Below are 24632 nucleotides of genomic sequence, written 5' to 3' on the forward strand. Positions count from 1 at the left end.
CCGTGCCGATCAGTCGCCGCCGTCTCCTCGGCGCTGCCGCCGCGCTCGCCGCCGTCCCCGCCCTCGCCGCCTGTGGCGGCGGGTCGGGCGGGGGTGGTGAGCGGCTGCGGGTCGCCTTTCCCGGCGGGGGGACGCGTGAGTCCCTCGACCCGCACGTCGTGCCGCAGTTCGTCGACCAGGCCCGGGCGAAGGCCTGCTTCGACACCCTCACCGGCTGGTCGCAGCAGATGACCGCGCAACCACGGCTGGCCGAGTCGATCGAGCCCGACGCGACCGGCACCCGCTGGCGGATCCGGCTGCGCGACACCACCTGGCACGACGGCCGTCCGCTGACCGGGGACGACGTGCTGTTCACCCTGCGCCGGATCGCCGACGACGCGACCTCCGCGACCGCGGCCTCGCTGTTCGCCACGGTCGACCACACCGCGAGCACCGCCCGCGGGCGGGACGCCGAGATCGTGCTCTCGGCGCCGAACTTCCTGTTCCCGCTGTCCCTGGGCGCCCCGGGGACCGAGATCGTCCCGGCCGGCACCACGTCGTTCGCGAACCCGGTCGGCACCGGGCCGTTCCGGTTCGTCTCGTTCGAACCGGGCGGCCCCGCCGTCTACGCCCGCAACGACGCCTACTGGGACGGCGCACCGCCCGCACCGGAGCTGGAGTTCACCCCCATCGACGACGAGCAGGCCCGGCTGGGCGCGCTGCTGTCCGGGCAGGTCGCCTACGCCCACGACCTGCGCCCCGCCGCCGCCCGCCGGCTCGAGCAGCAGGGCGGGCGCGCCGTGCTGCTCTCGGCGCCGCAGTCGACCACCCAGTTCCTCAACCTGCGGGTCGACCGGCCCCCGTTCGCCGACCCGCGGGTGCGCGAGGCCGTCCGGCTCGGCATCGACCGCGAGGCCCTGGTCCGGATCGTGCTGCTCGGCACCGGGCGTCCCGGGAACGACCTGTTCGGCGGCCCCGACCTGCAGTACTTCCCCTCCGGGGTCCCCCAGCTCACCCGGGACGTCGAGCGGGCCCGTTCCCTGGTCCGGGAGGCCGGCGCGCAGGGGGCCGCCTTCGCGCTGCAGTCCTCGGGCAGCGACCCCAACTTCGGCCCCGCCGCGACGCTGGTCGCCGAGCAGCTGAACGAGATCGGGCTCCGTGCCACCCCGCGGACCCTGGACCCGCAGACCTACTTCGTGACCGTCCGGACCGAGGGGGTCTCCTCGTTCACCCGGACCGGCACGCTGCCCATCCCCGACTACATCGGACGGCGCAGGCTCACCGGGTCGAACGAGAACCAGTACACCGGCTACCGGGATCCGGAGATCGACCGGCTCTACGCCGCCGCGGTCGCGACACCCGACGACGCCGAGCGGGCCGCCCACCTGGAGCGGATCCAGACCACCCTGCGGGCCGGCTCGGGGGCGCTCGTGTGGGGCACGAGCAACTGGAACGTCGGCGTCGCCGACGGCGTGACGGGCATCGCCGAGGCCCGGCCGAACAGCCTGCTCTGGGCCCGCTTCGACAAGGCCGCCGCCGGGTGAGCAGCACCGCGCCCGCCCGGCAGCGGGTACGCGGTGTCCGCGCCGCCCGCCGGGCCGGGGTGGCGGCGGCGCAGCTGGCCGCGGCGGCGCTGCTGGTGTTCGCCCTCACCACGCTGCTGCCCGGGGACGCCGCCGAGATCGTCCTGGGGCCGGACGCGACCGACAATCAGGTCGAGCGGCTGCGCACCACGCTGGGGACCGACCGGCCGCCGGCCGAACGCCTCGGCGACTGGGCGGGTGACCTGCTGCGGGGCGACCTGGGCACCTCGCTGGTGACCGGCAGGCCGGTCGTCGACGAGCTCGTCGACCGGCTCGGCACCACGGTGCTGCTCGGCGGGCTCGCCCTGCTGGTGACGGTCCCGCTCGCGGTCGCGATCGGGGTGCTCGCGGGACGTCGGCCCGGCGGTGCCGGCGACCGGGTGTCCACCGGCGTCGTCGCGGCGCTGCAGGCCGCCCCGGAGTTCGCGCTGGGCCTGCTGCTGGTCGGGCTGTTCTCGCTGCAGCTCGGCTGGCTGCCCGCCACGGCGGGCGGCGGGTCGCTGCTGACACCGGCGGTGCTGGTGCTCCCGGTCGCGGTCCTCGTCTCCGCGCAGCTGGGACGGCTGTCCCGGCAGGTCCGGCTGGGCGTGGTGCAGACCGACCGGTCCCCGCACGTCGCCCACCTGCGGCGGCTCGGGCTGCCCGAGGGCGTGGTGCTGACCCGGCACGTGCTACCCGGCGGTGTGGCACCCGCGTTGCAGCAGCTGGCCCGGGTCGTCGACGGGATGCTCGGCGGCGTCGTGGTGGTCGAGGCGCTGTTCGCCCTGCCCGGGGTCGGTGCGAGTTTCGTGCAGGCCGTGCAGCTGCGCGACCTGCCGCTGGTCCAGGGCTACGCCCTGCTGTTCGCGGCCTCGACGATCGGGGTCAACCTCGTCGTCGACGTCGTGGCGGCGCGGCTCACCCCGGTCCGCGAGGAGGCCCCGTGACCGTGCTCGCCCTGGTCCTGGTGGGTGTACCGCTGGTACTGGCCCTGGCCGGGCCGCTGCTCGCGCCGCTGCTGGGCGGGGGCGGGCCCTCGCCCGGGGCGCTGCTGCCGCCGGGGCCCGGCCACCCGCTGGGGACCGACGCCCTGGGACGCGACGTGCTCGGTCTCGCCCTCACCGGCGGCACGACGGTGGTGCTGCTGACCGTCGGGGCGCTGGCCCTGACCTACCTGGTCGGCGTCCCGCTCGGCCTGGCCCTCGCCGCGGCGACCCGGCACCGGGTCGCCGCGCTGTCCCAGCGGCTGCTGGACCTGCTGCTGGTCCTGCCCTCGCTGCTGGTGCTGCTGGTGCTCGCCGGGACCGGGCGTCGCGGGATCGGGTGGCTGCTGGCGGCCGCCGCGCTCGTCCAGCTCCCGGCCGTGGTCCGGCTCGTCCGCGGCGCGGCCGCCGCCCCGGCCCGCCGGGTCGCACTGGAGACGATGGCGTTGTCCGGCGAGCCGTGGTGGCGGATCCATCTGCTGGAGACCGGGCGCTTCGTCTCCGGTGCGGTGCTCGTCGACGCCGGCACCCGGGCGGTGCTGGTGCTGACGCTGCTCTCGAGCGCGAACTTCCTGGGGGTCGGGCTGCCCCCGGACACCGTCGACTGGGCGGTGGTGATCGAGCAGAACACCGCGTCGCTGTTCCTGGCCCCGGCCGCGCTGCTGGTGCCCGCGGTCCTGCTGATCTCCCTGGCCGCTGGGGCGAACCTGCTGGTGGACCGGATCGCCGACCGGACAGGGGCGGCCTCGTGACCCCGGTCCTGCGGGCCGCGGGGCTGTCCGCACGTACCGCGGACGGCGCCGTGCTGCTCGACGGGGTGGATCTCGAGCTGGCCGCCGGCGCGGTGCTCGCGGTCGTCGGGCCGTCCGGGGCGGGCAAGTCCACGCTCGGTCTCGCCCTGCTCGGCGAGGCGAACCCCGGGGTCGGCCTGGCCGGCTCGGTGCGCGCCAGCGGCACCGAGCTGCTCGGCCACGACGCCGCCGGGCTCCGGAGCGCCCGGGCGGGACGGGTGGGACACCTCCCCCAGCACCCGGGCACCGTGCTGGACCCGGTCCGCCGGACCGGACCGGTGCTCGACGAGCTCGCCGCGGCCGCCTGCACCGGGCGGTCCGGGCCGCCGCGGTGGCCGACGCCGTGGACCGGGCCGGGCTCGGGGCCGAGCCCTGGCTGCTGCGGCGGTTCCCGCACCAGCTCTCCGGCGGGCAGCAGCAGCGCATGGCGCTGGCCCAGACCCTGGTGACCCGACCCGGCGCGGTGGTGCTCGACGAGCCGACCACCGGCCTGGACCCCGCCACCCGGGGCGCCGTCCTCGACCGGCTCTGCGTCCTCGCCCGGGGCGGTACGGCCCTGGTGCTGCTCACCCACGACCTCGACGCGGTCGCCCGGATCGCCGCCGCCGGGCCCGCGGTGCAGGTGCTGCGGCTCGACCACGGACGGGTTGTCCGTCGCGGCCCGGCCGGTGGGCGGGCCGATGCCCCGCGGGCAGGGGGCGCGCCGGCCGGGGACGGGGACGCCCGGCTCGCCGTGCGCGGTCTCACGGTCCGGAGCGCGTCCGGGGTGCCACTGCTGTCCGGTGTGGACCTGACCCTGGGGCGGGGAGGGTGCCTGGCCGTCGTCGGGCCGTCCGGCGCGGGCAAGACCACGCTGGGGCGCGCGCTCGCCGGTCTCGCCCCGCACACCGGCCGGGTGCTGGTCGACGGGGCGGTGCCCGCGCGACGGGCGGTGCAGTACGTCCACCAGGACTGCCGGTCGGCGTTCCTGGACCACCGGTCGGTCCTCGACCAGGTCGCCCGGCCCGCGGTGCTGCTGCACGGCTCCTCCCACGCGGACGCGCGGGCCGGGGCGCTGGCACTGCTCGACCGGCTGGGTCTGGCCCGGGACACGGTCGCCCGCCGCCCGGGCGGGCTGTCCGGCGGGCAGCTGCAGCGGGCCTCGGTGGCCAGGGCCCTGCTGGTACGACCGTCGGTGCTGGTCGCCGACGAGGCGACCTCGGCGCTGGACGGCGGGCACCGGCGGCTGCTGCTCGACGAGCTCGGGCGCGCCCGCCGGGAGGAGGGTCTCGCCGTCGTCCTGATCAGCCACGACCCGGTGACCGTGGCCGCCGCCGACCGGGTGCTCGCCCTCTCCGGGGGACGGGTGGCCGCACCCCCGGGGCCGACGCCCGGGGCCTGAGTCCCCGGGCGCGCGGGGGCCGTCGGCCCGGTCCGCGCCTGCGGCCCCGCCGGCGCGACGGGTCAGGCGCCGGCGTGCTCGCGCAGCAGTGCCGCGGTCTCCCCGGTGACCTCGGCGTGCAGCCGGCAGTGCTCGTGGTGGTCGGCGTGCGCGCCGCAGGCGGCCGAGCTGGCCTCGCAGGCGAGGGCGGCGGCCGACGCGGCGGCCTCGGCGACGGCCTTGTCCCCGGTGCGGCGGCCCAGCACGCGGGCCGCCGCCGAGCACAGGTCCGCACAGTCCAGGGCGAGCAGGACCTCGCGCTCCATCCCGCCGGTGGCGGCCATGGCCGACGCGCAGGCGGTACTCGCGCGCTCCGCGTCGTGCAGCTTCTCGACGACCGCCGCCGGGGTGCTGACGCCCGCGGCCTGAAGGACGTGGTGGCTCATCGCCGTTCCTCTCGTCGGGGTGGTCGCCGCAGCCGGTCGGCGCGACGCCGGGTCCGCCCCCCGGGTTCCCCGTCCGGACCCGGCCCACCCCTGCCGGCCGGTGGTCGTCGGCCCTGCGCCGCGGCCGACGTCCCGGGGACACCGGCGGTCGAACGACACATGAACATCTCGTCAGATGTGCCGTAGTGTCCGCCGCATGTCCGCGCTCCCCTCCGTCACGGTCTGCCGCGGCTGCTGCTGCGGCTCCGGTCGCAAGCACCCCGGCCTGGACCGTGCCCACCACGACGGGCTGCTCGACCTGCTCATCCGCGACACCGCAGGACACGCGACCCTGCGGACCAGCGAATGCCTCGGCCCGTGCGCCGACTCCGACGTCGTGGTGGTCGCGCCGGCTCCGGCCGCCCGCCGGGCCGGCGCCCGGCCGGTCTGGCTGCGTGCGGTCCTCGATGCGGCGACGACCGACGCCGTCACCGGCTGGGTCCGGGCCGGTGGGCCCGGGGCGGCACCCCGCCCGGCCGTCCTCGACAAGCACGTGTTCGCCCCCGGCCCGCGTGCCACGGACACCGGACGGGCCGCCGGATGACCCCACCGGCACTGTCCCGGCGCCGGGTGCTGACCGGCGCGCTGGGCGTCGCTGCGCTCGCGCTCACCGGCTGCTCCGGGGCCGGGACGGGCGACGGGCGCCTGCGGGTGGCCTTCGCGACCGGCGGCTCGCGCGAGTCGCTGGACCCGCACGTGCTGCCGCTCTACGTCGACCAGGCCCGGGCCAAGGCGTGCTTCGACACCCTCACCGGGTGGTCCCAGGACATGACGCCCGAGCCGCGTCTGGCCGAGTCCTGGGAGAGCGACCCGTCCGGGCGGCGCTGGCGGATCCGGCTGCGCACGGCCCGCTTCCACGACGGCTCCCCGCTGACCCCCGACGACGTCCTGGCCACCGTGGCCCGCATCCGCGACCCCGCGACGAACGCCGTCGCCGCGGCCCTGTTCCGCGACCTCGACGCGGCCGCGTCGCGCGCGGTGTCCCCGGACACGGTCGAGCTGGTGCTGTCCCGGCCGAACACGCTGTTCCCGCTGGCCTGGGGCGCGCCCGGTACCGAGATCGTGAAGGCCGGGACCACCTCGCCCGAGCGTCCGAACGGGACCGGGCCGTTCCGGCTCGCGTCGTTCACCCCGGGCGGCTCGACGCTCTACACCGCCTCCGAGGACCACTGGGACGGCGCACCCGGCGTGCGCGAGCTGGAGTTCCTGCCCGTCGACGACGAGGCCGCCCGGATCGGCGCGCTGCTGTCCGGCCAGGTGCACTACGCCCACGACCTCACCCCCACCGGAGCCGCCCGCCTCGACGGCGAGCGGCGCGCGTCGGCACTGTCCGCGCCCGCCTCGGCGAGCCAGTTCCTGGTGATGCGGGTGGACCGCCCGCCGTTCGCCGACCCGCGGCTGCGGGAGGCGGTCCGGTTCGGCATCGACCGCGAGGAGCTCGTACGGGTCGTCCTGCTGGGCCGCGGCCGGGTCGGCGACGACATGGTCGGCCTCGGTCTGCGCTACCACCCGGCCGACGCGGAGCCGGTGGCCCGCGACGTCGCGCGGGCCCGCGCCCTCGTCGAGGCCGCGGGCGCCCGCGGGACCGCGGTCGAGCTGCAGACCAGCGGTGCCGACCCGACCTTCGACGCCGCCACGGCGCTCGTCGCGCGGCAGCTGGGCGAGATCGGACTGCGGGTGACGGCGCGGCCGCTGCCGTCGGCAGGATACTTCCGCGCGATCCGGCAGCAGGGCGTCTTCTCCCAGAACAGCACCGGCTCGCTGCCGATCCCGGACTACGTCGGACGCCGGATGCTCACCAGCACCCCGACCTACGACTTCACCGGGTACCGGAACCCGGAGATCGACCGCCTCTACCACGCAGCCGTCTCCACCACCGACGAGACCGCACGGGCCGAGGCGTTCGCCCGGATCCTGGGGCTCCTGCGGGACGACTCGGGCGCGCTGGTGTGGGGCGTGCGGGACTGGAACGTCGGCGTCGCGGCCGGGCTGACCGGGATCGAGGCGGCCCGGCCGAACACGTTCGCCTGGGCGAACTTCGCCCGCGCCCGGCTCGGGTGATCAGCGGATCGCGACCAGGGTGCGCCGGTCCAAGGTCTGGGTGAGCGTCGCGACCTCGGCGAACCCGGCGCCGGACAGCGCCCGTTCCCAGGCGGGCAGGGACGACCCGCCGGCGACCCGGTCGGCGAAGCGGCGCTCGCGTTCGGTGAAGCCCGCCGCGAGCGCGGGCTCCTCGGCGAGCGCGTCCCACCAGGCCCGGAAGTCCTCGCCGGTGGCCAGTCCGCGGTCGGTGCGCTCACGGCGCAGCGCCACGGTCAGCTCGGCCAGCCGCGGGTGCGCCGGGTCGGTGAGCAGGGTGTCGACGTCGACGAACACCCCGCCCGGGCGCAGCACCGACGCGAGCCGGGCGGCGAGGCCGGGCAGCGCGTTCTCGGGCAGCCAGTGCAGTGCGGTGGCGGAGACCGCGGCGTCGAACGGCCCACCGACGGCGCCGGTCCAGCCGGGACCGGACAGGTCGGCGTCGACCCAGCGGACCCGGTCGCCGGTGGTGCGCCGGGCCAGCTCCAGCATCACCGGGTCCATGTCGACCCCCACGATCTCCGCGTCGGGGAACCGGTCGGCCGCACGGGCCGCGAACGACCCGGGCCCGCAGGCGAGGTCCAGCACCCGGGCGGGGGCGCCGACGAGCCGGTCGACGGCGTCGAGCGCCAGGGCGAACAGCTCCTCGCGGTCGGGGACGTAACGCTCCTGCTGGGTGTCCCAGCGCCGCAGCCAGTGCTCGGCGTCGAGGTCGGTCCCGACCGTCACGCGGCCTCCTGCACCTCTGTGGCAACAACGGGTCCGACCGTAGCCCGCCGGCCACGGCGACGGAAGGCGGCGACGATCCTCACCCCGCGTCACCCGTCCGCGCGGGCACGCCGGGCGGTTCCCCGGCCGGGGCGGACGGCGCCGCGCCGCTGACCGGCGGCGTTCACCGTGCGTGAGCCTCCTACCCGGAAAACCCGAACAGATAGGGGCTCGCCCGGTTCGCAGCCCCAGATGTAGTGTCCGGGGCGCTGGTGGTTCACCGGCCCGCACGGGCCGGTGAGGCAAGAGGGAACCCGGTGGGAATCCGGGACTGCCCCGCAGCGGTGAACGGGAACGACCGCCGTCAACAGCACTGGGAGTGATCCCGGGAAGCGACGGCCAGTAGGTGTGAGCAGTGCGCCCGTGAGTCCGAAGACCTGCCGCCGGTGCGTGCGCCGTCCGGCGTGCGCTGCTCCGGGGCCTCGTGGGACGGCGCCAGGGTGTGGTGGGCCGCCGACGACACGGGACCCGCCGCCTCCTCCCTCGCACCACGCCCGCCCCGGAGTGGACGGCGACTCGCGAGGAGAGAGCCCGTGACGGCTTCCACCGCTGCACCGGCAGCAGCACCCCCGGCCCTGCGCGTCATCCGGCGCGACGGCTCGGAGACCGGGTTCGACGCCACGAAGATCTCGGTGGCCACGACCAAGGCGTTCCTGGCGGTCGAGGGGGACCCGGGCGCGGCGTCGTCGCGGCTGCACCACCTCGTGGCCGGGCTGACCGACCAGGTCGTCGCGGCGCTGACCCGGCACCCGGCGCACGCCGTGCACGTCGAGCAGATCCAGGACCAGGTCGAGCTCGCCCTGATGCGCGGCGGCCACCACCAGGTCGCCCGCTCCTACGTGCTCTACCGCGAGCAGCAGGCACGGGCCCGGGCGCGCGACGGCGGGGACCGCGCCCCGGGCGCGCCGGTCGTGCACGTCACCGGCCCCGACGGCAGCCGCACCCCGCTGGACCGGGACCGGGTCGCCGCCGTGCTCGGTGAGGCGTGCGAGGGCGTCGCCGACGTCGCGCCGGAGCCGGTGCTCGCCGAGCTGGACCGCACCGTCTACGACGGCATCACCGCCGACGAGCTGGCCCAGGCCCTGGTCCTGGCCGCGCGCACCCTGGTGGAGCGCGAGCCCGCGTACTCCCTGGTGGCGTCGCGGCTGCTGCTGGACCGGCTGCGCACCGAGGCCGTCTCGCACCTGGCGGGCACCCGGGAGACCCCGGACCACGCGACGATGACGCAGCAGTACGCGTCCTACACGAAGGACTACCTGCGCCACGCCATCGCGATCGGCCTGGTCGACCCCGAGCTCGCGACCTTCGACCTGGACCGGGTCACCGCCGCGATCCGGCCGGACCGCGACCTGGAGATCGGCTTCCTCGGCCTGCAGACCCTCTACGACCGCTACTTCCTGCACGACCGCGGCGTGCGCTTCGAGCTGCCGCAGGCGTTCTTCCTGCGGGTCGCGATGGGCCTGGCGGTGCGCGAGGTCGACCGCGAGGCCCGTGCGGTCGAGTTCTACGAGCTGCTGTCGAGCTTCGACTTCATGGCGTCCACCCCGACACTGTTCAACTCCGGCACCACCCGGCCGCAGCTGTCGTCCTGCTTCCTCACCACCGTCGACGACGACCTGGAGTCGATCTTCGGCGGGTACCGGAACAACGCGCTGCTGGCCAAGTACTCCGGCGGACTCGGCAACGACTGGACCCCGGTCCGCGGCCTCGGGGCGCACATCCGCGGCACCAACGGCGTCTCCCAGGGCGTCGTGCCGTTCCTCAAGATCGCCGGGGACACCGCCGTCGCGGTCAACCAGGGCGGCAAGCGCAAGGGCGCGGCGTGCGCCTACCTGGAGACCTGGCACGTCGACATCGAGGAGTTCCTCGACCTGCGCAAGAACACCGGCGACGACCGCCGCCGCACCCACGACATGAACACCGCGAACTGGGTGCCCGACGAGTTCCTGCGCCGGGTGCAGGCCGACGCGCAGTGGACGCTGTTCTCCCCGGACGAGGTGCCCGACCTGCACGACCTCTACGGCACCGCGTTCGCGCAGCGGTACCGCGAGTACGAGGCGGCCGCGGCGCGCGGGGAGATCCGGGTGCACCGCACGGTGCGCGCGGTCGAGCTGTGGCGCCGGATGCTGACCATGCTGTTCGAGACCGGGCACCCGTGGATCACGTTCAAGGACCCGTGCAACCTGCGCAGCCCGCAGCAGCACGCCGGGGTGGTGCACTCGTCGAACCTGTGCACCGAGATCACCCTCAACACCCGCGCCGGCGACGAGGGCGAGGTCGCGGTCTGCAACCTCGGCTCGGTCAACCTGGCCGCGCACGTCACGCGCGACGGGCTCGACACGGACAGGCTGCGCGCCACGGTGACCACCGCGGTACGGATGCTCGACAACGTCGTGGACATCAACTTCTACACGATCCCCGAGGCCCGCCGGTCCAACCTTCGCCACCGCCCGGTCGGCCTGGGCCTGATGGGTTTCTCCGACGCGCTGTTCCTCCAGCGCATCGCGCCCGGCAGCGACGCCGCGGTGGAGTTCGCCGACCGCAGCGCGGAGGCGCTGTCGTTCCACGCGATCACGGCCTCGTCGGACCTGGCCGCCGAGCGCGGCCGCTACGCCAGCTTCGAGGGATCGTTGTGGAGCCGGGGGATCCTGCCGCTGGACTCGCTCGCGCTGCTGGCCGAGGCCCGCGGCGAGGGCGAGCTCGACGTCGACCGGTCATCCACCCTGGACTGGGCCGCGCTGCGGGACAAGGTCGTCTCCCAGGGGATGCGCAACTCGAACGTCCTCGCGATCGCCCCCACCGCGACCATCTCGAACATCTGCGGGGTCGGGCAGTCGATCGAGCCGATCCACCTCAACCTGTACGTGAAGTCCAACATGTCCGGCGACTTCACGGTGATCAACCCGCACCTGGTCCGCGACCTCAAGGAACGCGGGCTGTGGGACGAGGTGATGGTCGCCGACCTCAAGTACTTCGACGGGTCGGTGGCCGAGATCGACCGGGTCCCCGCCGACCTCAAGGAGCTCTACGCGACCGCGTTCGAGATCGAGCCACGCTGGCTGGTGGCCGCCGCCTCGCGCCGGCAGAAGTGGCTGGACCAGGCACAGTCGCTGAACCTCTACCTCGCCTCCCCCAGCGGCCGGGCGCTCGACGAGCTCTACCGGCTCGCCTGGCGCTCCGGGCTCAAGACCACCTACTACCTGCGGACCCGCGCGGCGACGTCGGTGGAGAAGTCCACCCTCACCGGCACCGACGGCCGGCTGACCGGTGTCCCGAGCACCCCGGCCCCTGCCCCGTCGCCCGCGGCCGCCGTGCCCACGGCCCCCGCCGCCGGGCCCGCCACGGCCGTCCCCGCCACCGGCGCCCCCGACCTCGACCCGGGCCGCGCCTGCTCGGTCGACGACCCCGACTGCGAGGCCTGCCAGTGACCACCGTGCAGCCCACCGGACACCCCGGCGACGCCAGCGGCCTCGGCGAGATCGCCCGCGGCGCCGCCCCGATCGACGCCGACGACAAGCGCATGATCAACGCGCGCGCCGACGTCAACCAGCTCCTGCCGCTCAAGTACACCTGGGCCTGGGACAAGTACCTGGCCGGCTGCGCCAACCACTGGATGCCGACCGAGGTCGCCATGCAGGCCGACATCGCGCTGTGGCGCTCCCCCGGCGGCCTCACCGACGACGAGCGCCTGATGCTCACCCGCAACCTCGGCTTCTTCGCCACCGCGGAGTCGCTGGTCGCGAACAACATCGTGCTCGCCGTCTACCGCCACCTCACCAACCCCGAGTGCCGCCAGTACCTGCTGCGGCAGTCGTTCGAGGAGGCGGTGCACACCCACACGTTCCAGTACGTCTGCGAGTCCCTCGGTCTCGACGAGGGCGAGCTGTTCAACGCGTACCGGACCGTCCCGTCGATCACCGAGAAGGACGCCTGGGCGCTGCGCTACACCCAGGCACTGTCCGACCCGGACTTCCGCACCGGCACCCCGGAGAACGACCGCGCGTTCCTGCGCGACCTGGTCGCCTTCTACGTGGTGTTCGAGGGCATGTGGTTCTACACCGGGTTCGCCCAGATCCTCGCGCTCGGCCGGCGCAACAAGATGGTGGGCATCGCCGAGCAGTACCAGTACATCCTGCGCGACGAGTCGATCCACCTGAACTTCGGCATCGACTGCATCAACCAGATCAGGATCGAGAACCCGCACCTGTGGACCGAGGGGTTCGTCGCGGAGATCCGCACCATGCTGCGCGAGGCCTGCGAGCTGGAGGTCGCCTACGCCCGCGACACCATGCCCCGCGGGATGCTCGGGCTCACCGCCGAGTCCTGCGAGCGGTACCTGCGGTTCATCACCGACCGGCGCGCCGAGCAGATCGGGCTCGCCCCGCTGTTCGGGGAGCCGGAGAACCCGTTCCCGTGGATGAGCGAGGCGATGGACCTGCGCAAGGAGAAGAACTTCTTCGAGACGCGGGTGACCGAGTACCGCACCGGGGGCTCACTGGACTGGGACTGACGGCAGGGGCGGACGGGCAGGCCGAGGCCGGCCCGTCCGCTCGTCCGTCCGGCCCACCTCCGCGCGGGCCGGGGACCCTCCGGGCACCGCCGCGGGAGCAGCCGCCGTCACCGCCGGCCGGGGCCGCCTCCCACGCCCCGTGCCGGTGGCCGGGTGGATCACGACCGGCCCGGTGGTGCCGAACACCGGCCGGACCTCGCGATCGGGCCGACCGCAGGCCGGCTGTGTCGACCGCGTCGCGGGTCCGCCCCGCGGCCGGGGTCATCCAGCGTTGCGGTCGCCGCTCGGATCGAGGAGGCCGTCGGCACCGGTACGTCCGCGCCAGGCGTCGAGCACCGCGCGGTCGGCCCCGCCGGCGACGGCGAGCACCCGCAGCGCGACGGCCTGCGCGGCCCGGCCCGGCGCCGTCGCCGGCCGCGGCCCGGGGGCCTCCCCCGCCGCGACCGCCCGGACGACCCCGGCGGTCACCGCCCCCTGCTCCGGGTCGCCGAACCGCTCCAGCAGACCGTCGAACGCGGCCGCCCGGGTCGGGTCGAACGGGATCGGACGACCGGTGAGGTCGGCGAGCGGGTGCGCGGGGTAGAGGTGCGCACACGGCAGGTACCCGGTGGGCACCGGGACGGTCGCCGCGTGCGTGCGGCCCTCGCGCAGCACGTGCGGGAGCAGGTGGGTGTGCGGACCGTCCGGCGAGCGGCCCTCCGGCGGCGGGATCGCGGCGTACACCTCCACCCGGCCGAGCGCGGTGGTGAACACCCGGTGCGGGCCCGCCGCGACCAGGGCGGCGGTCAGCGCCCCGTCGAGCGGAGCGCCCGCGGCGCGGTGCAGCAGGCCGAGCAGCTCCGGGTCGGCCGTGCGGACGCAGGCGTCCACGGTGGTCGTGCCCAGCCCCAGGTCGACCAGCACGGCGTCGCGGTCGGCCTGCCGCAGGGCCGCGCGATCGGGCCCGAGCAAGGTGACGGCGGTCCGGGCGGCGCCGCGCGCCGCGGCCGCGGGCAGGCAGAGTGCGACCGCGTGGTTCCAGTGCTCGTGCGGGCCGACCGGCGTCCGGTAGGCCAGCGGGCGGGTCGCCGGGTGCGCGTCGATCCGGATCCCGCCGCGCGGGGTCACGACCGTGCCCGGCCCGGACGGTCCGACGGCCTCGTCGGGGGTCCGCACGAACTCCGCGATCGCGCCGGGCGCGCCCATGCTCCAGCCCGCGTACGGGTCGGCCAGGTACGCGCCCAGCAGCCCGGCCGTCTCGTCCGCGTCGCCCCTGTCGCCCACGCCCCTCACCCTGCCCCTCCGACCGGAGGGTTCACACCCCGGTCGCACAGTGATGGCAACAACAATCTGGAGGCATCGTGGACGAGCACCCGCACGACGGCCCGGAGTGCGCCGGCTGCGACTGGGAGGGCAGACCGGAGGCCTACCGCTGGTTCCCCGAACTCGGCAGGCCCCTCGAACCGGCGGGCGCGCGCGGGCCGTCCCGGGCGGCCTGAGCTCACCGCGCTCCCACCCGTTCCCACCGGCGTCCCCACCACAGGGCCGCCCCGGCCGTCAGCACGACCGCCGACGAGGGCACCAGCACCACCTGCGGCGCACCGAACAGGTACTCGCGGCCCTCGGCCACCATCGCGCCCCACTCCGCGGTCGGCGGCTGCACGCCGAGCCCGAGGAACGGGAGTCCCGAGACGGTGAGCAGGGTGCTCGCGAAGCGGACGCAGGCGTGCGCGGCCAGCGGCGGGACGAGGTTGCGCGCGACGTGCCGGGTCAGGATCCGGACGGGGCCCGCACCCAGGGCGACCGCAGCCGTCACGTACTCGCGCTGCCGCTCGGCGAGCGCGAGCAGGTAGGCCTGCCGGGCGAACGGCGTCCAGGCGATCACCGTGACCGCGACGAGCAGCGACCCGACGCCCGGGCCGAGCGCGACGGCGGCGAGCAGCCCGAACAGCACCACCGGGATCGCGGCCAGGACGTCGACCACCCGCATCGCCGCCCGCCCGACCGGGCCCGCGACCGCGGCGAGCGACCCGACGGCGACCCCGACCACCCCGGTGACCAGCACCGCCGACAGCGCCAGCCCGACCGTCAGGCGTCCACCGTGGACGGTGCGCGCGAGCAGGTCCCGGCCCAGCTGGTCGGTACCCAGCGGATGCGCCGCGGACGGGCCCGCGAGCATCCCGGCGAAGTCCACGGCGTCCGGGTCGGGCAGCGGCACCGAGAGCAGGCCTGCCGGAACGAGCATCGGCACCGGCCCCACCACGAGCAGGGCGGCCACCCCGGCAGCGGCCCACCAGGGCGCAGGCCCCCGGAGCCTCACCGCGACCCCGCCGAGCGCAGGACCGGGTCCAGCGCCACCGCCGCCACCTCCACGAGCACCCCCGCGACCACCGCGACCGCGACGACGAGCAGCGTGCCCGCCTGCACCACCGGCAGGTCCTGCGCGACGACGGCCCGGTGCAGCAGCCGGCCCAGCCCCGGTATGCCGAACACGACCTCGACCACCACCGAGCCCCCCAGCAGACCGGCGACGAACATCCCGGCCAGCGCGGTCACCGACGTCGTCGCGAGCCGGGCACCGTGCCGCCAGAGGACCCGGTGCTCGCCGAGTCCCTTGGCCCGCGCGACGAGCACGTGCGGCCGGGTCAGCACTCCGGCGGTCTCGGCCCGGACGAGCTGTGCGGCGAGCGCCGCCGGGCAGGCGGCCAGGGTCAGCACCGGCAGGACCAGGTGTGCCGGGTCGCCCCAGCCCAGCGCCGGCAGCGCCCCGGCCCACACCGCGAACACCAGCACCAGCCACGGAGCGAGGACGAACTCCGGGACCGCGACCCCGGCGACGGTGCCCGCCCCCAGGATGCGGTCGAGCCGTCCGCCGGGCCGGCGGGCCGCGTAGGCCCCGGCGGGGACACCGACGGCCGCCGCGAGCACCAGCGCGAGCACCGCGAGCAGCCCGGACACGGCCGCGGCGTCGGCGACCTGCCCGGCGACCGGGGTCCGCGCCACGTAGCCGAGGCCGAGGTCGCCGCGCAGCACCCCGCCCAGCCAGCGCAGGTACTGCTCGGTCACCGGCGCATCGAGCCCCAGGGACTCCCGTAGCCGGGCCTCGGTCGCGGGGTCCGGCACCGCCTCGGCGCTGCGGGCCCGCAGGACCGCCCGCGCCGGGTCGACGCCGACCAGCCGCGGCAGCGCGAACACCAGCACCGACGCGGCCAGCAGCACCAGCCCGACGACGAGCAGCCGGCGCAGCAGGAGCCCGATCACCCCGTCGTCGGGGAGAGCTGCGGCAGCACCGGGCGGATCTGCAGCGGGTCGGGGACGAAGCCGGTCGCCCCGCGCAGCACGGCGGTGTCGAGCGGGTGCACGACCATGACGCCGACGGCGTCGCGGGTCAGCATCGCCGCGGCCTCACGGAACATCTGCTGACGGGCCGCCGGGTCGACGGTGGTGGTGAGCCGGTCGACCAGCGCGTCGTAGGCGGGACTGCAGTACTGGTCGATCGCGTAGCTGCCCTCGCAGGTGTAGTCCGAGGTCAGGGTGCTCGCCGCGTCCGGGAAGTCGGACAGGTAGCTGCGCGAGTTGAGGAACATGTCGTAGTCACCGGCGAGGACCCGCGGTTCCTGGGCCTCGTAGGTACCGACGGTGATGTCGACCCGCACCCCGGCGGCACCGAGCATCGCCTGGATCGCGTTCGCCAGCGCCGGCAGCTCGGGCCGGTTCGGGAAGGTCCACAGCCGCACGGTCAGCGGGTTCTGCTCGGTGTAGCCGGCCTCGGCGAGCAGCTGCCGGGCCCGGACGAGGTCGGCGCCCGGCGGCGGAGCGGTCCCGCCCCACGGCACGGCCCCGCCGAACAGGTCCGCCGCGGGCGCGGCCCCACCGGCCAGCACCTGCTGCGCGAGCACCGGGCGGTCGATCGCGGCGGTGACCGCCTGACGGACCCGCAGGTCGGAGAACGGTGCCGCGGACTGGTTGAGCTGCAGCGGCACGGTGCGCGCGTTCGGGTACTCGACGACCTCGGCGCCGGCCGAGCGGACCTGGTCGAGCTGGGCCTGCGGCAGTCCCTCGGCGAACTGCACGTCACCGGACCGGATCGCGAGTGCCCTGGCCTGCGGGTCCTCGACGTAGCGGACGGTGACCCGGGCGGCGCCCGCCGGTTCGCCCCAGTAGTCGTCGTTGCGGACCAGCTGCGCGGAGTCCGAGCCGCTGACGGAGTCCAGCACGAAGGGACCGGTCGCGGTGCGCAGGTACTCCGGCGCCCCGCCGCCGGCGTACGCGGCGGGGGCGAGGATGCCGAGGTTGCCGCTGGACAGGCGCAGCGGCATGACCGGGTCGGGCTCGGTGGTGGTGATGCGCACGGCGTCCGGGCCGTCGGGGGCGACGGCGAGGCCGATGTCCCGGATCGCCCGCGGCGGGGCCTCGACGCCCGCCACGTGGCGCAGCGCGGTGACGACGGCGTCCGGGGTGAGTGGGGTGCCGTCGTGGAACCGGACGCCGGAGCGGAGGGTGAACCGCCAGGCGTTGCCCTGCTGCTCCCAGGCCGTCGCGAGCATCGGGGCCGGACGCGCGTCGGCGTCGACCGTGGTCAGGGTCTCGGCGACGCCGAGGGTCTGCAGCCGCGCGCCGTCGTCGGCGTCGAAGGCGTAGTCGGCGCGTGGCGGGAACTGCAGGGCCACCGTCAGCTCACCGGCCGGGTCCGGCGTCCCGCCGGAGCCGCCACCTGCCCCGCAGCCGGCCAACACCAGGGCGCAGGCCACGAGCAGCGAGGCCGTCTTCCGTGTGATCACCCTCCATGCCTACATCTGAGCACCTGTTCACTCAATACGGCGTGAGGAACCCCTCCGCCTCCGCACGAGCGGGCCGTTCGTACGAACCTTTCGTACGAACGGCCCGCTCGTCACCGCTGGCCCGGGTGGCCGGCGCGGGGTGGGCTCAGCCGGTCGTCGCCCGGTCCCGGACCCGGCGGGCCGCGGCGACCAGGTTCGTCAGCGCCGCCACGGTCTCCGCCTCGCCGCGGGTCTTCAGCCCGCAGTCCGGGTTGGCCCAGAGCCGGTCCGGTCCGATGTGACGCAGCGCCGCACCGAGCTGGTCGGCCAGCTCGTCGGTGCCCGGGACCTCCGGTGAGTGGACGTCGTAGACGCCCGGGCCGAGCCCACGGGGCACGCCCGGCCCGAGGTCGGCCAGCACCTCCATCCGGGACCGGGCCGCCTCCACCGTGGTGACGTCGGCGTCGAGCCCGTCGATCGCGCCCACCACCTCGCCGAACTCGGAGTAGCACAGGTGGGTGTGGATCTGGGTGGCGTCGGCGACGGCGCCGACGGCCAGCCGGAACGCGTCGACCGCCCAGTCCAGGTACGCGGGCCGGTCCCGCTCGTGCAGCGGCAGCAGCTCGCGCAGCGCGGGCTCGTCGACCTGGATGATCCGGATCCCGGCGGCCTCCAGGTCGCCCACCTCGTCGCGCAGGGCCAGGCCCACCTGCCGGGCGGTGTCGCCGAGCGGCTGGTCGTCGCGCACGAACGACCAGGCGAGGATCGTCACCGGCCCGGTCAGCATCCCCTTGACCAGCGTGTCGGACAGCGACTGCGCGAACTCGGCCCACTCCACCGTGATCGGCCGGGGCCGGGACACGTCCGAGTGCAGGATCGGCGGGCGCACGCACCGCGAGCCGTAGGACTGCACCCAGCCGTGCTCGGTGGTGGCGAAGCCGTCGAGGTTCTCGGCGAAGTACTGGACCATGTCGTTGCGCTCGGGTTCGCCGTGCACCAGGACGTCGAGCCCGATGGTCTCCTGCAGCCGCACCACGCGGACGATCTCCTGACGCATCCGCTCGGTGTAGGTGCCGGTGTCGATGGCGCCGGAGCGGTGCGCGGCCCGGTCGCGCCGGATCTGCCCGGTCTGCGGGAACGAGCCGATCGTCGTCGTCGGGACGACGGGCAGGCCGAGCGCGTCCCGCTGGACCGTCGCCCGGCGCTCGCCGGGACCGCGCCGGTAGTGGTCCGGACCGAGCGCGTCGAGCCGGGAACGGACCTTCTCGTCGCGGCGCGCGGTGACGGCGACCCGGTCCCGGGTCGCCCGGGCGGCGGCGAGCTCGGCCGCGACCGCGTCGGGTCCCTCGTGCAGGGCCCGTCCCAGCACCACGACCTCGTCGACCTTCTGCCGGGCGAACGCCAGCATGTCGACGACGTCGGCGGGCAGCCCGGTCTCGGCGGCCAGGTCGTAGGGGACGTGCAACAGCGAGCACGACGTCGAGACCTCGACCCGCCCCGCGACGCCGACCAGCCGCCCGGCCGTCGCCAGCGCCCGATCCAGGTCGGTGCGCCAGACGTTGCGACCGTCGACGACCCCGGCCAGCACCACCTTGCGGTCCAGTCCCGGGACCGTCGGGTCGAGGGCGTCGAGGTCCGCGCCGCCCGCGACGAGGTCGAGGGCCAGCCCCTCGACGGCCGTGGCGGCGAGCACGGGCAGCGCCGGGCCCAGCTCCCCGAAGTAGGACGCGACGAGGATCTTCGGGCGCCGGGTCGCCGAGGCGAGCCGGTCGTAGGCCCGGCGCAGTGCCGCGACCTCCTCCGGGGTGCGGTCGGCGGAGAAGGCCGGCTCGTCGAGCTGGACCCACTCCGCGCCCGCGTCGGCGAGCTCGACGAGCAGGTCGCGGTAGACCTCGACCAGCGGGGCGAGCAGGTCCAGCGGCCGGAAGCCCTCCGGCGCCCCCTCGGCGGGCTTGGACAGCAGCAGGAAGGTCACCGGCCCGACCAGCACCGGGCGGGTGGTGACGCCGCCGCGCAGGGCCTCGCGGAGCTCCTCGAGGGCCTTGCGGCTGCCCGGCGCGAGCCGGGTGCCGGGGCCGACCTCGGGAACCAGGTAGTGGTAGTTGGTGTCGAACCACTTGGTCATCTCGCAGGCCGGGGCGCCGGTACGGCCGCGGGCCATCGCGAACAGCCGCTCCAGTGGATCGGTGACGCCCGCGAAGCGCTCGGGCACCGCCCCCACCGCCAGCGCGGTGTCCAGGACGTGGTCGTAGAACGAGAACGTGTTGCCGGGGACCTGGTCGAGCCCGGCGTCGCGCAGCCCGGTCCAGGTCTCACGGCGCAGCCCGGCGGCGACGTCGTGCAGCGCGGACGCGTCGGTCCGCCCGGCCCAGTAGGACTCGGTGGCCCGCTTGAGCTCCCGGCCCGGCCCGATCCTCGGGTAGCCGAGCACGGTCGTGCCGATGCTGCTGGTGGAAGACATGCTCACGGCCCTCTCTCCTCGCGAGTGCGGTGGAGGACCCGTCGCCGGCACGGTGCGCCCGCGACCGCCGGGCACGTCGGTGCCCGGCGTCCGCCCGACCCTCCCGCGAGGCCACGGATCCGCGCACGCCGGACGGCGCACGCACCGGCGGCAGGTCTTCGGACTCACGGGCGCACTGCTCACACCTACTGGCCGTCGCTTCCCGGGATCACTCCCAGTGCTGTTGACGGCGGTCGTTCCCGTTCACCGCTGCGGGGCAGTCCCGGATTCCCACCGGGTTCCCTCTTGCCTCGTGACGCCCCGTTCCCGGGCCGCCACGAACCGTCGGCGACCCGACACTACCCCGGGCCCGGCCGGACGGACTGTTGCCGATCGCTCCTTGTTGCCATATCTTGGCAGTACTACCACGCCCTCCCCGGTCGCCGGGTCGAGGGCGACCTCACCCTGCGCCCCTCCGTTCGGAGGGGGAACCTGCCCGGTCTCCCGAGGGGTAATGGCGATCACCCCTGTGCCCGCGGCCACAGGGGTCCTAGCGTGCGGTCTCGACCCATCCACCTGCCTCAGAAAGGGCTGACATGCAGGTAGACGAGCTGCTCAAGCCGTTCCCCATCAAGGAGTTCCACCCGTTCCCCCGTGCGCTCATGGGTCCGGGGTCGCACGAGCTCATCGGCCCGGAGGCCCTGAAGCTGGGCTTCAAGAAGACCCTGGTCATGACGTCGGGCCTGCGTGGCACCGACATCGTCCACAAGATCGTCGAGTCGATGAAGTACCACGGCCTCGAGGTCGTGCTCTACGACAAGGTCGAGTCGAACCCCAAGGACTACAACGTCATGGACGCTGTGGGCCTCTACCAGCAGAACAACTGCGACTCCTTCGTCTCCATCGGCGGCGGCTCCTCGCACGACGCCTGTAAGGGCGCGCGCATCTCGGTCGCGCACGACGGCCGCAACGTCAACGAGTTCGAGGGCTTCAACAAGTCCGAGAACCCGGCCAACCCGCCGCACATCGCGGTCTCCACCACGGCCGGCACCGGCTCGGAGACCTCGTGGGCCTACGTCATCACCGACACCACGACCGACCCCGACAACCCGCACAAGTACGTCGCGTTCGACGACGCCTCGGTCACCACCCTGGCGATCGACGACCCGGTGCTCTACTACGACTGCCCGATCGACTACACCGCGCAGTGCGGGTTCGACGTGCTCGCGCACGCCTCGGAGCCCTACGTCTCGCGGCTGGACTTCCAGCCGTCGCTGGGCAACGCACTGCACGCGATCAAGCTGACCTCGCAGAACCTGCGCAAGGCGGTCTGGAACGGCCAGGAGCTCTCCGGCCGCGAGGGCATGATGTACGCGCAGTACATCGCCGCCCAGGCGTTCAACTCCGGTGGTCTCGGGATCATCCACTCGATCAGCCACGCGGTGTCGGCGTTCTACGACACCCACCACGGCCTGAACAACGCCATCGCGCTGCCCCGCGTGTGGGCGTTCAACATGCCCGTCGTGTACGAGCGCTTCGCCGACATCGCCGAGGCGATGGGGGTCGACACCCGCGGCATGACCAAGCCGCAGGCCGCCGACGCCGCCCTGGCCGCCTCCATCCGGCTGCTGCGCGACGTGGGCATCCCGGAGAAGTTCGCCGACGTCAAGCAGGACACCTACTCGAAGAACCGGCTGGGCATCGGCCCGACCAAGTTCTACGAGAACGCGCCCACCATCGTCGGTGACGCGGCCAACGTCGACCGGATCACCAACCACGTCCTCGGCGACGCCTGCACCCCGGGCAACCCGAAGGAGTGCACGTTCGAGACCGTCCGCCCGGTCGTCGACCACTCCATCAACGGTGACCTGGACGACCTGCTGACCTGATCCGCAGGTCAGGACGTCCACCGTCGCGCCAGCGGGCCCAGCCATCCGAGGTGATACTCGGATGGGTGGGCCCGCTGGCTGCGGCCCCGCACTTCTCCGCACCAGAGCCGGTGCGGCCCGCGAAGGAGATACCCGCGTGTCCGAGGCTGTCGTCCCCACTGTCACCGAGGCGGCGGACGCCGTCGCCTCCACCGGCCCGTTCGAGTCCGTCGAGCAGGTGATCGAGACCCTGCGCGAACAGGGCTACATCGCCGACACCCGCCTGGCCACGACGGTGTTCCTGCTGACCCGGCTGGACAAGCCGCTGCTGCTGGAGGGCCCCGCAGGCGTCGGCAAGACCGAGCTGGCGAAGATGCTCGCCGTCGCCACCGGGCGCCGGCTGCTGCGCCTGCAGTGCTACGAGGGCCAGGACGAGACCAAGGCCCTGTACGAGTGGGACTACGGCAAGCAGCTCATGTACACCCAGATCCTGCGGGAGAAGATCGGGCAGCTCGTCGAGGACGCGCCCGATCTGGCGTCGGCGGTCGACCGGATCGGCTCGCAGGAGAGCGTGTTCTTCTCCGAGCGCTTCCTCGCCCCGCGCCCGCTGCTGGAGGCCATCCGCTCCGAGCAGCCCGTCGTGCTGCTGATCGACGAGGTGGACCGCGCCGACGAGGCGCTGGAGGCCGTGCTGCTGGAGACCCTGGGCGAGTTCCAGATCTCCGTGCCCGAGATCGGCACGTTCGTCGCCGAACAGCGCCCGTACGTGCTGCTGACCTCCAACAACACCCGCGACCTCGCCGCCGCGCTCAAGCGGCGCTGCCTGCACCTGTTCCTCGACTACCCGTCGGCCTCCCGCGAGCTGGAGATCGTGAAGTCGAAGAAGACCGGGCTGTCGGACCAGCTGGCCGAGGAGCTCGTGAACGTGGTGCGCGGGCTGCGCGAGCTGGAGCTGCGCAAGTCGCCGTCGATCTCGGAGACCATCGACTGGGCGCGCACGCTGGCCGTGCTGGGGGTCGACGAGCTGAGCTCGCAGATCCTGTCCGACACCGTGTCGGTCGTCGTCAAGTACGACAAGGACGTCAAGAAGGCCCTCGACGCACTGCCGCGGCTGGTCGACCCGAACGCCGTGGTCCCCGAGCACGGACACGGGCACGGCCACGGGCACGGGCACGGCCACGGGCACGGGCACGGGCACGGCCACGACGGGGACCACGACCACGACGGGCCCGCGGCCCCGGCGCCGAGCGCCCCGGCCGCCCGCGTGGACGACGACCACGACGACGGCGACGTCGACGGACGCGCCAAGCGGGCCGCGAAGGACCAGGCGGGACGGCACGGCGGCATCTACGGCGGCCTGCCCGGCGGGGTCGCGCCGCCGCCGTCGGCGATCCGGAAGGTCTCCCCCGGCCAGGGCACCCGGTCCTTCGGCGGCTCCCGCAAGCGCCCGGTCTGATCGGGGCCCGGCGTGGAAGCGAGCATCCACCGTTTCGTCCGGCTGCTGCGGATCCGGTCGGTGCGCATCTCGGTGTCCGAGGCGCTCGACGCGATGGCCTGCGCCGCCCAGCCCGGGGTGCTGTCCGACAAGGCGGTGCTCAAGGAGGCGCTGCGCATCGCGCTGATCAAGGACCGGCGTGACGAGGCGACCTTCGACGAGGTCTTCGACCTGTTCTTCGCGCTGGTGAGAGTGGGTGAGTCCGACACCGGCCACGGCCACGGCCACGGGCACGGCCACGGGGACCTGAGCGACGACACCCCGCTGGAGAACTTCACGCTGTCCGAGGAGCCGTCGGAGACCCCTCAGGAGGGTCACGACCACGGCGCCCCGGTCGACATCAAGGAGTTCTTCGACCCCGAGGACCTGGCCGAGCAGTACAACCTGCACCAGGAGGCCAACAAGATCGACATGGCCTCGATGACGGACGAGATCGTGCTCTCCAAGGAGCAGGCGGGCGACGCCACCGAGGGCCAGCGCGTGCAGATCGAGACCGACCGGTTCTCCGGCGGTGGCCGGCCGGGGGACATCTCCCAGCAGCAGGGCACCAAGGTCGACGCCGACCTCTCGGTCGCCCAGCAGGACGCGCTGCTGGGCTGGCTGAACTCCGAGGAGGACCGGCTGTCGGAGGAGGAGCAGGGCACCGAGGACGACGCCGCCGCGCTGCGCCGGCGCCTCACCGGAGTGCTCGACAACCTCCCCGAGCTGCTCAAGGCCCACCTGGAGAAGCTGCTCGCGATCGAGCAGCGGATCGTCGAGGGCCACGACGACGCCGAACGCGTCGCCGAGGTCGACCGGGCCAGCGAGACCGAGCGCATGCAGCTGGAGGACTCGTTGCGGCGGCTCGCGAAGTCGCTGCACGGCGCGCTGACCCACCGCAGACGGGTCTCGCCGCGGGGCCGGATCGACTCGGCCCGCACCATGCGCAAGAACATGCGCTACGACGGCGTCCCGTTCTCCCCGGTCACCGTGCAGCGCCAGGAGGACAAGCCACGCCTGGTGGTGCTGGCCGACGTCTCGCTGTCGGTGCGCGCGACCGCGCGGTTCACCCTGCACCTGGTGCACGGGCTGCAGGACCTGTTCGGCCAGGTGCGCTCGTTCGCGTTCGTCGCCGACCTGGTCGAGGTGACCGACCTGTTCGCCGACCACCCCGTCGAGCACGCCCTCGGGCTGATCTTCGGGGGCGACCAGCTCGACGTCGACGCCAACTCCAACTACGGCCTGGCCTTCGGCCAGTTCCTGGAGGACCACGGCTCGGCGGTCACCCGCCGGACCACGGTGCTGGTGCTCGGCGACGGCCGCGGGAACGGCAACGACCCGAACATGGAGGCGTTCGTCGAGATCACCCGGCGGGCCCGGGAGACGATCTGGCTGACCCCCGAGCCGCGGTACTCGTGGGGACTGGGTCGCTGCGACCTGCCCGCCTACGCCGAGTACTGCGACCGCGTCCGCGTGGTGCGGGACCTGTCCGGTTTCGAGGCGACGACCAACGAGATGGCGGGCGAGCTGATCGGCCGCTGACCCCGGCCCACGTCCCCCGGCCCACGTCCCCGGTGTGCACGAGCGGGCCGTT

20 protein-coding genes and 2 riboswitches are annotated in these 24632 nt (G+C 74.6%); of the genes, 13 read left to right on the top strand and 7 right to left on the bottom strand.

The window, feature by feature from the left end; all coding sequences use genetic code 11:
• The first annotated feature begins 2 nt into the window (after positions 1–2).
• Genes KPF47_RS04020 through KPF47_RS38380 form a run of 5 tightly spaced genes read left to right on the top strand, consistent with a single transcriptional unit; the run spans position 3 to position 4696 of the window.
• Entirely contained in the window at positions 3–1523 is a 1521-nt protein-coding gene (locus tag KPF47_RS04020; protein ID WP_308015307.1) for an ABC transporter substrate-binding protein, read from the top strand.
• Positions 1520–2488: an ABC transporter permease gene (locus tag KPF47_RS04025; protein ID WP_224387018.1), complete on the top strand. Its 969-nt coding sequence runs from the start codon at positions 1520–1522 to the stop codon at positions 2486–2488. The genes KPF47_RS04020 and KPF47_RS04025 overlap by 4 nt, the downstream gene beginning before the upstream one ends.
• Entirely contained in the window at positions 2485–3276 is a 792-nt protein-coding gene (locus KPF47_RS04030; RefSeq protein WP_224387020.1) for an ABC transporter permease subunit, read from the top strand. The genes KPF47_RS04025 and KPF47_RS04030 overlap by 4 nt, the downstream gene beginning before the upstream one ends.
• Complete coding sequence (locus KPF47_RS04035; RefSeq protein WP_308015308.1) at positions 3273–3764, top strand: ATP-binding cassette domain-containing protein; 492 nt, start codon at positions 3273–3275, stop codon at positions 3762–3764. Before KPF47_RS04030 ends, KPF47_RS04035 begins: the two co-directional genes overlap by 4 nt.
• Positions 3647–4696: an ATP-binding cassette domain-containing protein gene (locus KPF47_RS38380; protein WP_308015309.1), complete on the top strand. Its 1050-nt coding sequence runs from the start codon at positions 3647–3649 to the stop codon at positions 4694–4696. The genes KPF47_RS04035 and KPF47_RS38380 overlap by 118 nt, the downstream gene beginning before the upstream one ends.
• Before the next feature lie 62 nt (positions 4697–4758).
• On the opposite strand, the gene KPF47_RS04045 is transcribed toward KPF47_RS38380, so the two are convergent.
• Positions 4759–5121, bottom strand: a complete 363-nt coding sequence (locus KPF47_RS04045; RefSeq protein WP_224387022.1) for a hypothetical protein — start codon at positions 5119–5121, stop codon at positions 4759–4761.
• A 196-nt stretch (positions 5122–5317) separates the two neighbouring features.
• Here KPF47_RS04045 and KPF47_RS04050 point away from each other — a divergent pair, with 196 nt between their 5' ends.
• Together KPF47_RS04050 and KPF47_RS04055 are read left to right on the top strand one after the other, a co-directional pair.
• A complete protein-coding gene (locus tag KPF47_RS04050; RefSeq protein ID WP_224387025.1) occupies positions 5318–5704 on the top strand; it encodes a hypothetical protein in 387 nt (128 codons plus the stop codon).
• Complete coding sequence (locus KPF47_RS04055) at positions 5701–7221, top strand: ABC transporter substrate-binding protein (RefSeq protein WP_224387026.1); 1521 nt, start codon at positions 5701–5703, stop codon at positions 7219–7221. The genes KPF47_RS04050 and KPF47_RS04055 overlap by 4 nt, the downstream gene beginning before the upstream one ends.
• Here KPF47_RS04055 and KPF47_RS04060 read toward each other — a convergent pair whose 3' ends face one another.
• Positions 7222–7968, bottom strand: a complete 747-nt coding sequence (locus KPF47_RS04060; protein WP_224387028.1) for a trans-aconitate 2-methyltransferase — start codon at positions 7966–7968, stop codon at positions 7222–7224.
• A 235-nt stretch (positions 7969–8203) separates the two neighbouring features.
• Positions 8204–8407, top strand: a riboswitch (cobalamin riboswitch).
• A gap of 133 nt (positions 8408–8540) precedes the next feature.
• On the opposite strand from KPF47_RS04060, the gene KPF47_RS04065 reads away from it, so the two are divergent.
• Positions 8541–11435: a ribonucleoside-diphosphate reductase subunit alpha gene (locus KPF47_RS04065; protein WP_224387031.1), complete on the top strand. Its 2895-nt coding sequence runs from the start codon at positions 8541–8543 to the stop codon at positions 11433–11435.
• A 5-nt stretch (positions 11436–11440) separates the two neighbouring features.
• Complete coding sequence (locus KPF47_RS04070) at positions 11441–12517, top strand: ribonucleotide-diphosphate reductase subunit beta (RefSeq protein ID WP_374108796.1); 1077 nt, start codon at positions 11441–11443, stop codon at positions 12515–12517.
• Between the two features lie 261 nt (positions 12518–12778).
• Here KPF47_RS04070 and KPF47_RS04075 read toward each other — a convergent pair whose 3' ends face one another.
• Complete coding sequence (locus tag KPF47_RS04075; protein WP_224387034.1) at positions 12779–13780, bottom strand: hypothetical protein; 1002 nt, start codon at positions 13778–13780, stop codon at positions 12779–12781.
• Positions 13781–13857: 77 nt separating this feature from the next.
• Here KPF47_RS04075 and KPF47_RS04080 point away from each other — a divergent pair, with 77 nt between their 5' ends.
• Complete coding sequence (locus KPF47_RS04080; RefSeq protein WP_224387036.1) at positions 13858–13995, top strand: hypothetical protein; 138 nt, start codon at positions 13858–13860, stop codon at positions 13993–13995.
• 2 nt (positions 13996–13997) lie between these two features.
• Here KPF47_RS04080 and KPF47_RS04085 read toward each other — a convergent pair whose 3' ends face one another.
• From KPF47_RS04085 to metE, 4 genes are all read right to left on the bottom strand, one after another.
• A complete protein-coding gene (locus tag KPF47_RS04085; RefSeq protein ID WP_224387038.1) occupies positions 13998–14774 on the bottom strand; it encodes an ABC transporter permease in 777 nt (258 codons plus the stop codon).
• A gap of 38 nt (positions 14775–14812) precedes the next feature.
• The gene (locus tag KPF47_RS04090) at positions 14813–15757 is read right to left on the bottom strand and encodes an ABC transporter permease (RefSeq protein WP_224387040.1); all 945 of its coding nucleotides are present in this window, start codon (positions 15755–15757) and stop codon (positions 14813–14815) included.
• On the bottom strand, positions 15754–17277 hold the full coding sequence (locus KPF47_RS04095) for an ABC transporter substrate-binding protein (RefSeq protein ID WP_224387042.1): 1524 nt from the start codon (positions 17275–17277) through the stop codon (positions 15754–15756). Before KPF47_RS04095 ends, KPF47_RS04090 begins: the two co-directional genes overlap by 4 nt.
• 145 nt (positions 17278–17422) lie before the next feature.
• Positions 17423–19717 (bottom strand): 5-methyltetrahydropteroyltriglutamate--homocysteine S-methyltransferase, encoded by a 2295-nt coding sequence (gene metE, locus KPF47_RS04100; protein ID WP_224387044.1) that lies wholly within the window; start codon positions 19715–19717, stop codon positions 17423–17425.
• Between the two features lie 131 nt (positions 19718–19848).
• Positions 19849–20058, bottom strand: a riboswitch (cobalamin riboswitch).
• Between the two features lie 234 nt (positions 20059–20292).
• On the opposite strand from metE, the gene mdo reads away from it, so the two are divergent.
• The 3 genes from mdo (at position 20293) to KPF47_RS04115 (ending at position 24580) form a co-directional block, all read left to right on the top strand.
• Positions 20293–21585: an NDMA-dependent methanol dehydrogenase gene (gene mdo / locus KPF47_RS04105; protein WP_224387047.1), complete on the top strand. Its 1293-nt coding sequence runs from the start codon at positions 20293–20295 to the stop codon at positions 21583–21585.
• A gap of 136 nt (positions 21586–21721) precedes the next feature.
• Positions 21722–23020: a MoxR family ATPase gene (locus KPF47_RS04110; RefSeq protein ID WP_224387049.1), complete on the top strand. Its 1299-nt coding sequence runs from the start codon at positions 21722–21724 to the stop codon at positions 23018–23020.
• A gap of 12 nt (positions 23021–23032) precedes the next feature.
• Positions 23033–24580 (top strand): VWA domain-containing protein, encoded by a 1548-nt coding sequence (locus tag KPF47_RS04115; protein WP_224387051.1) that lies wholly within the window; start codon positions 23033–23035, stop codon positions 24578–24580.
• Positions 24581–24632: the final 52 nt, after the last annotated feature.

The organism is Pseudonocardia sp. ICBG1293 (assembly GCF_020131355.1).
Taxonomy (GTDB): domain Bacteria; phylum Actinomycetota; class Actinomycetes; order Mycobacteriales; family Pseudonocardiaceae; genus Pseudonocardia.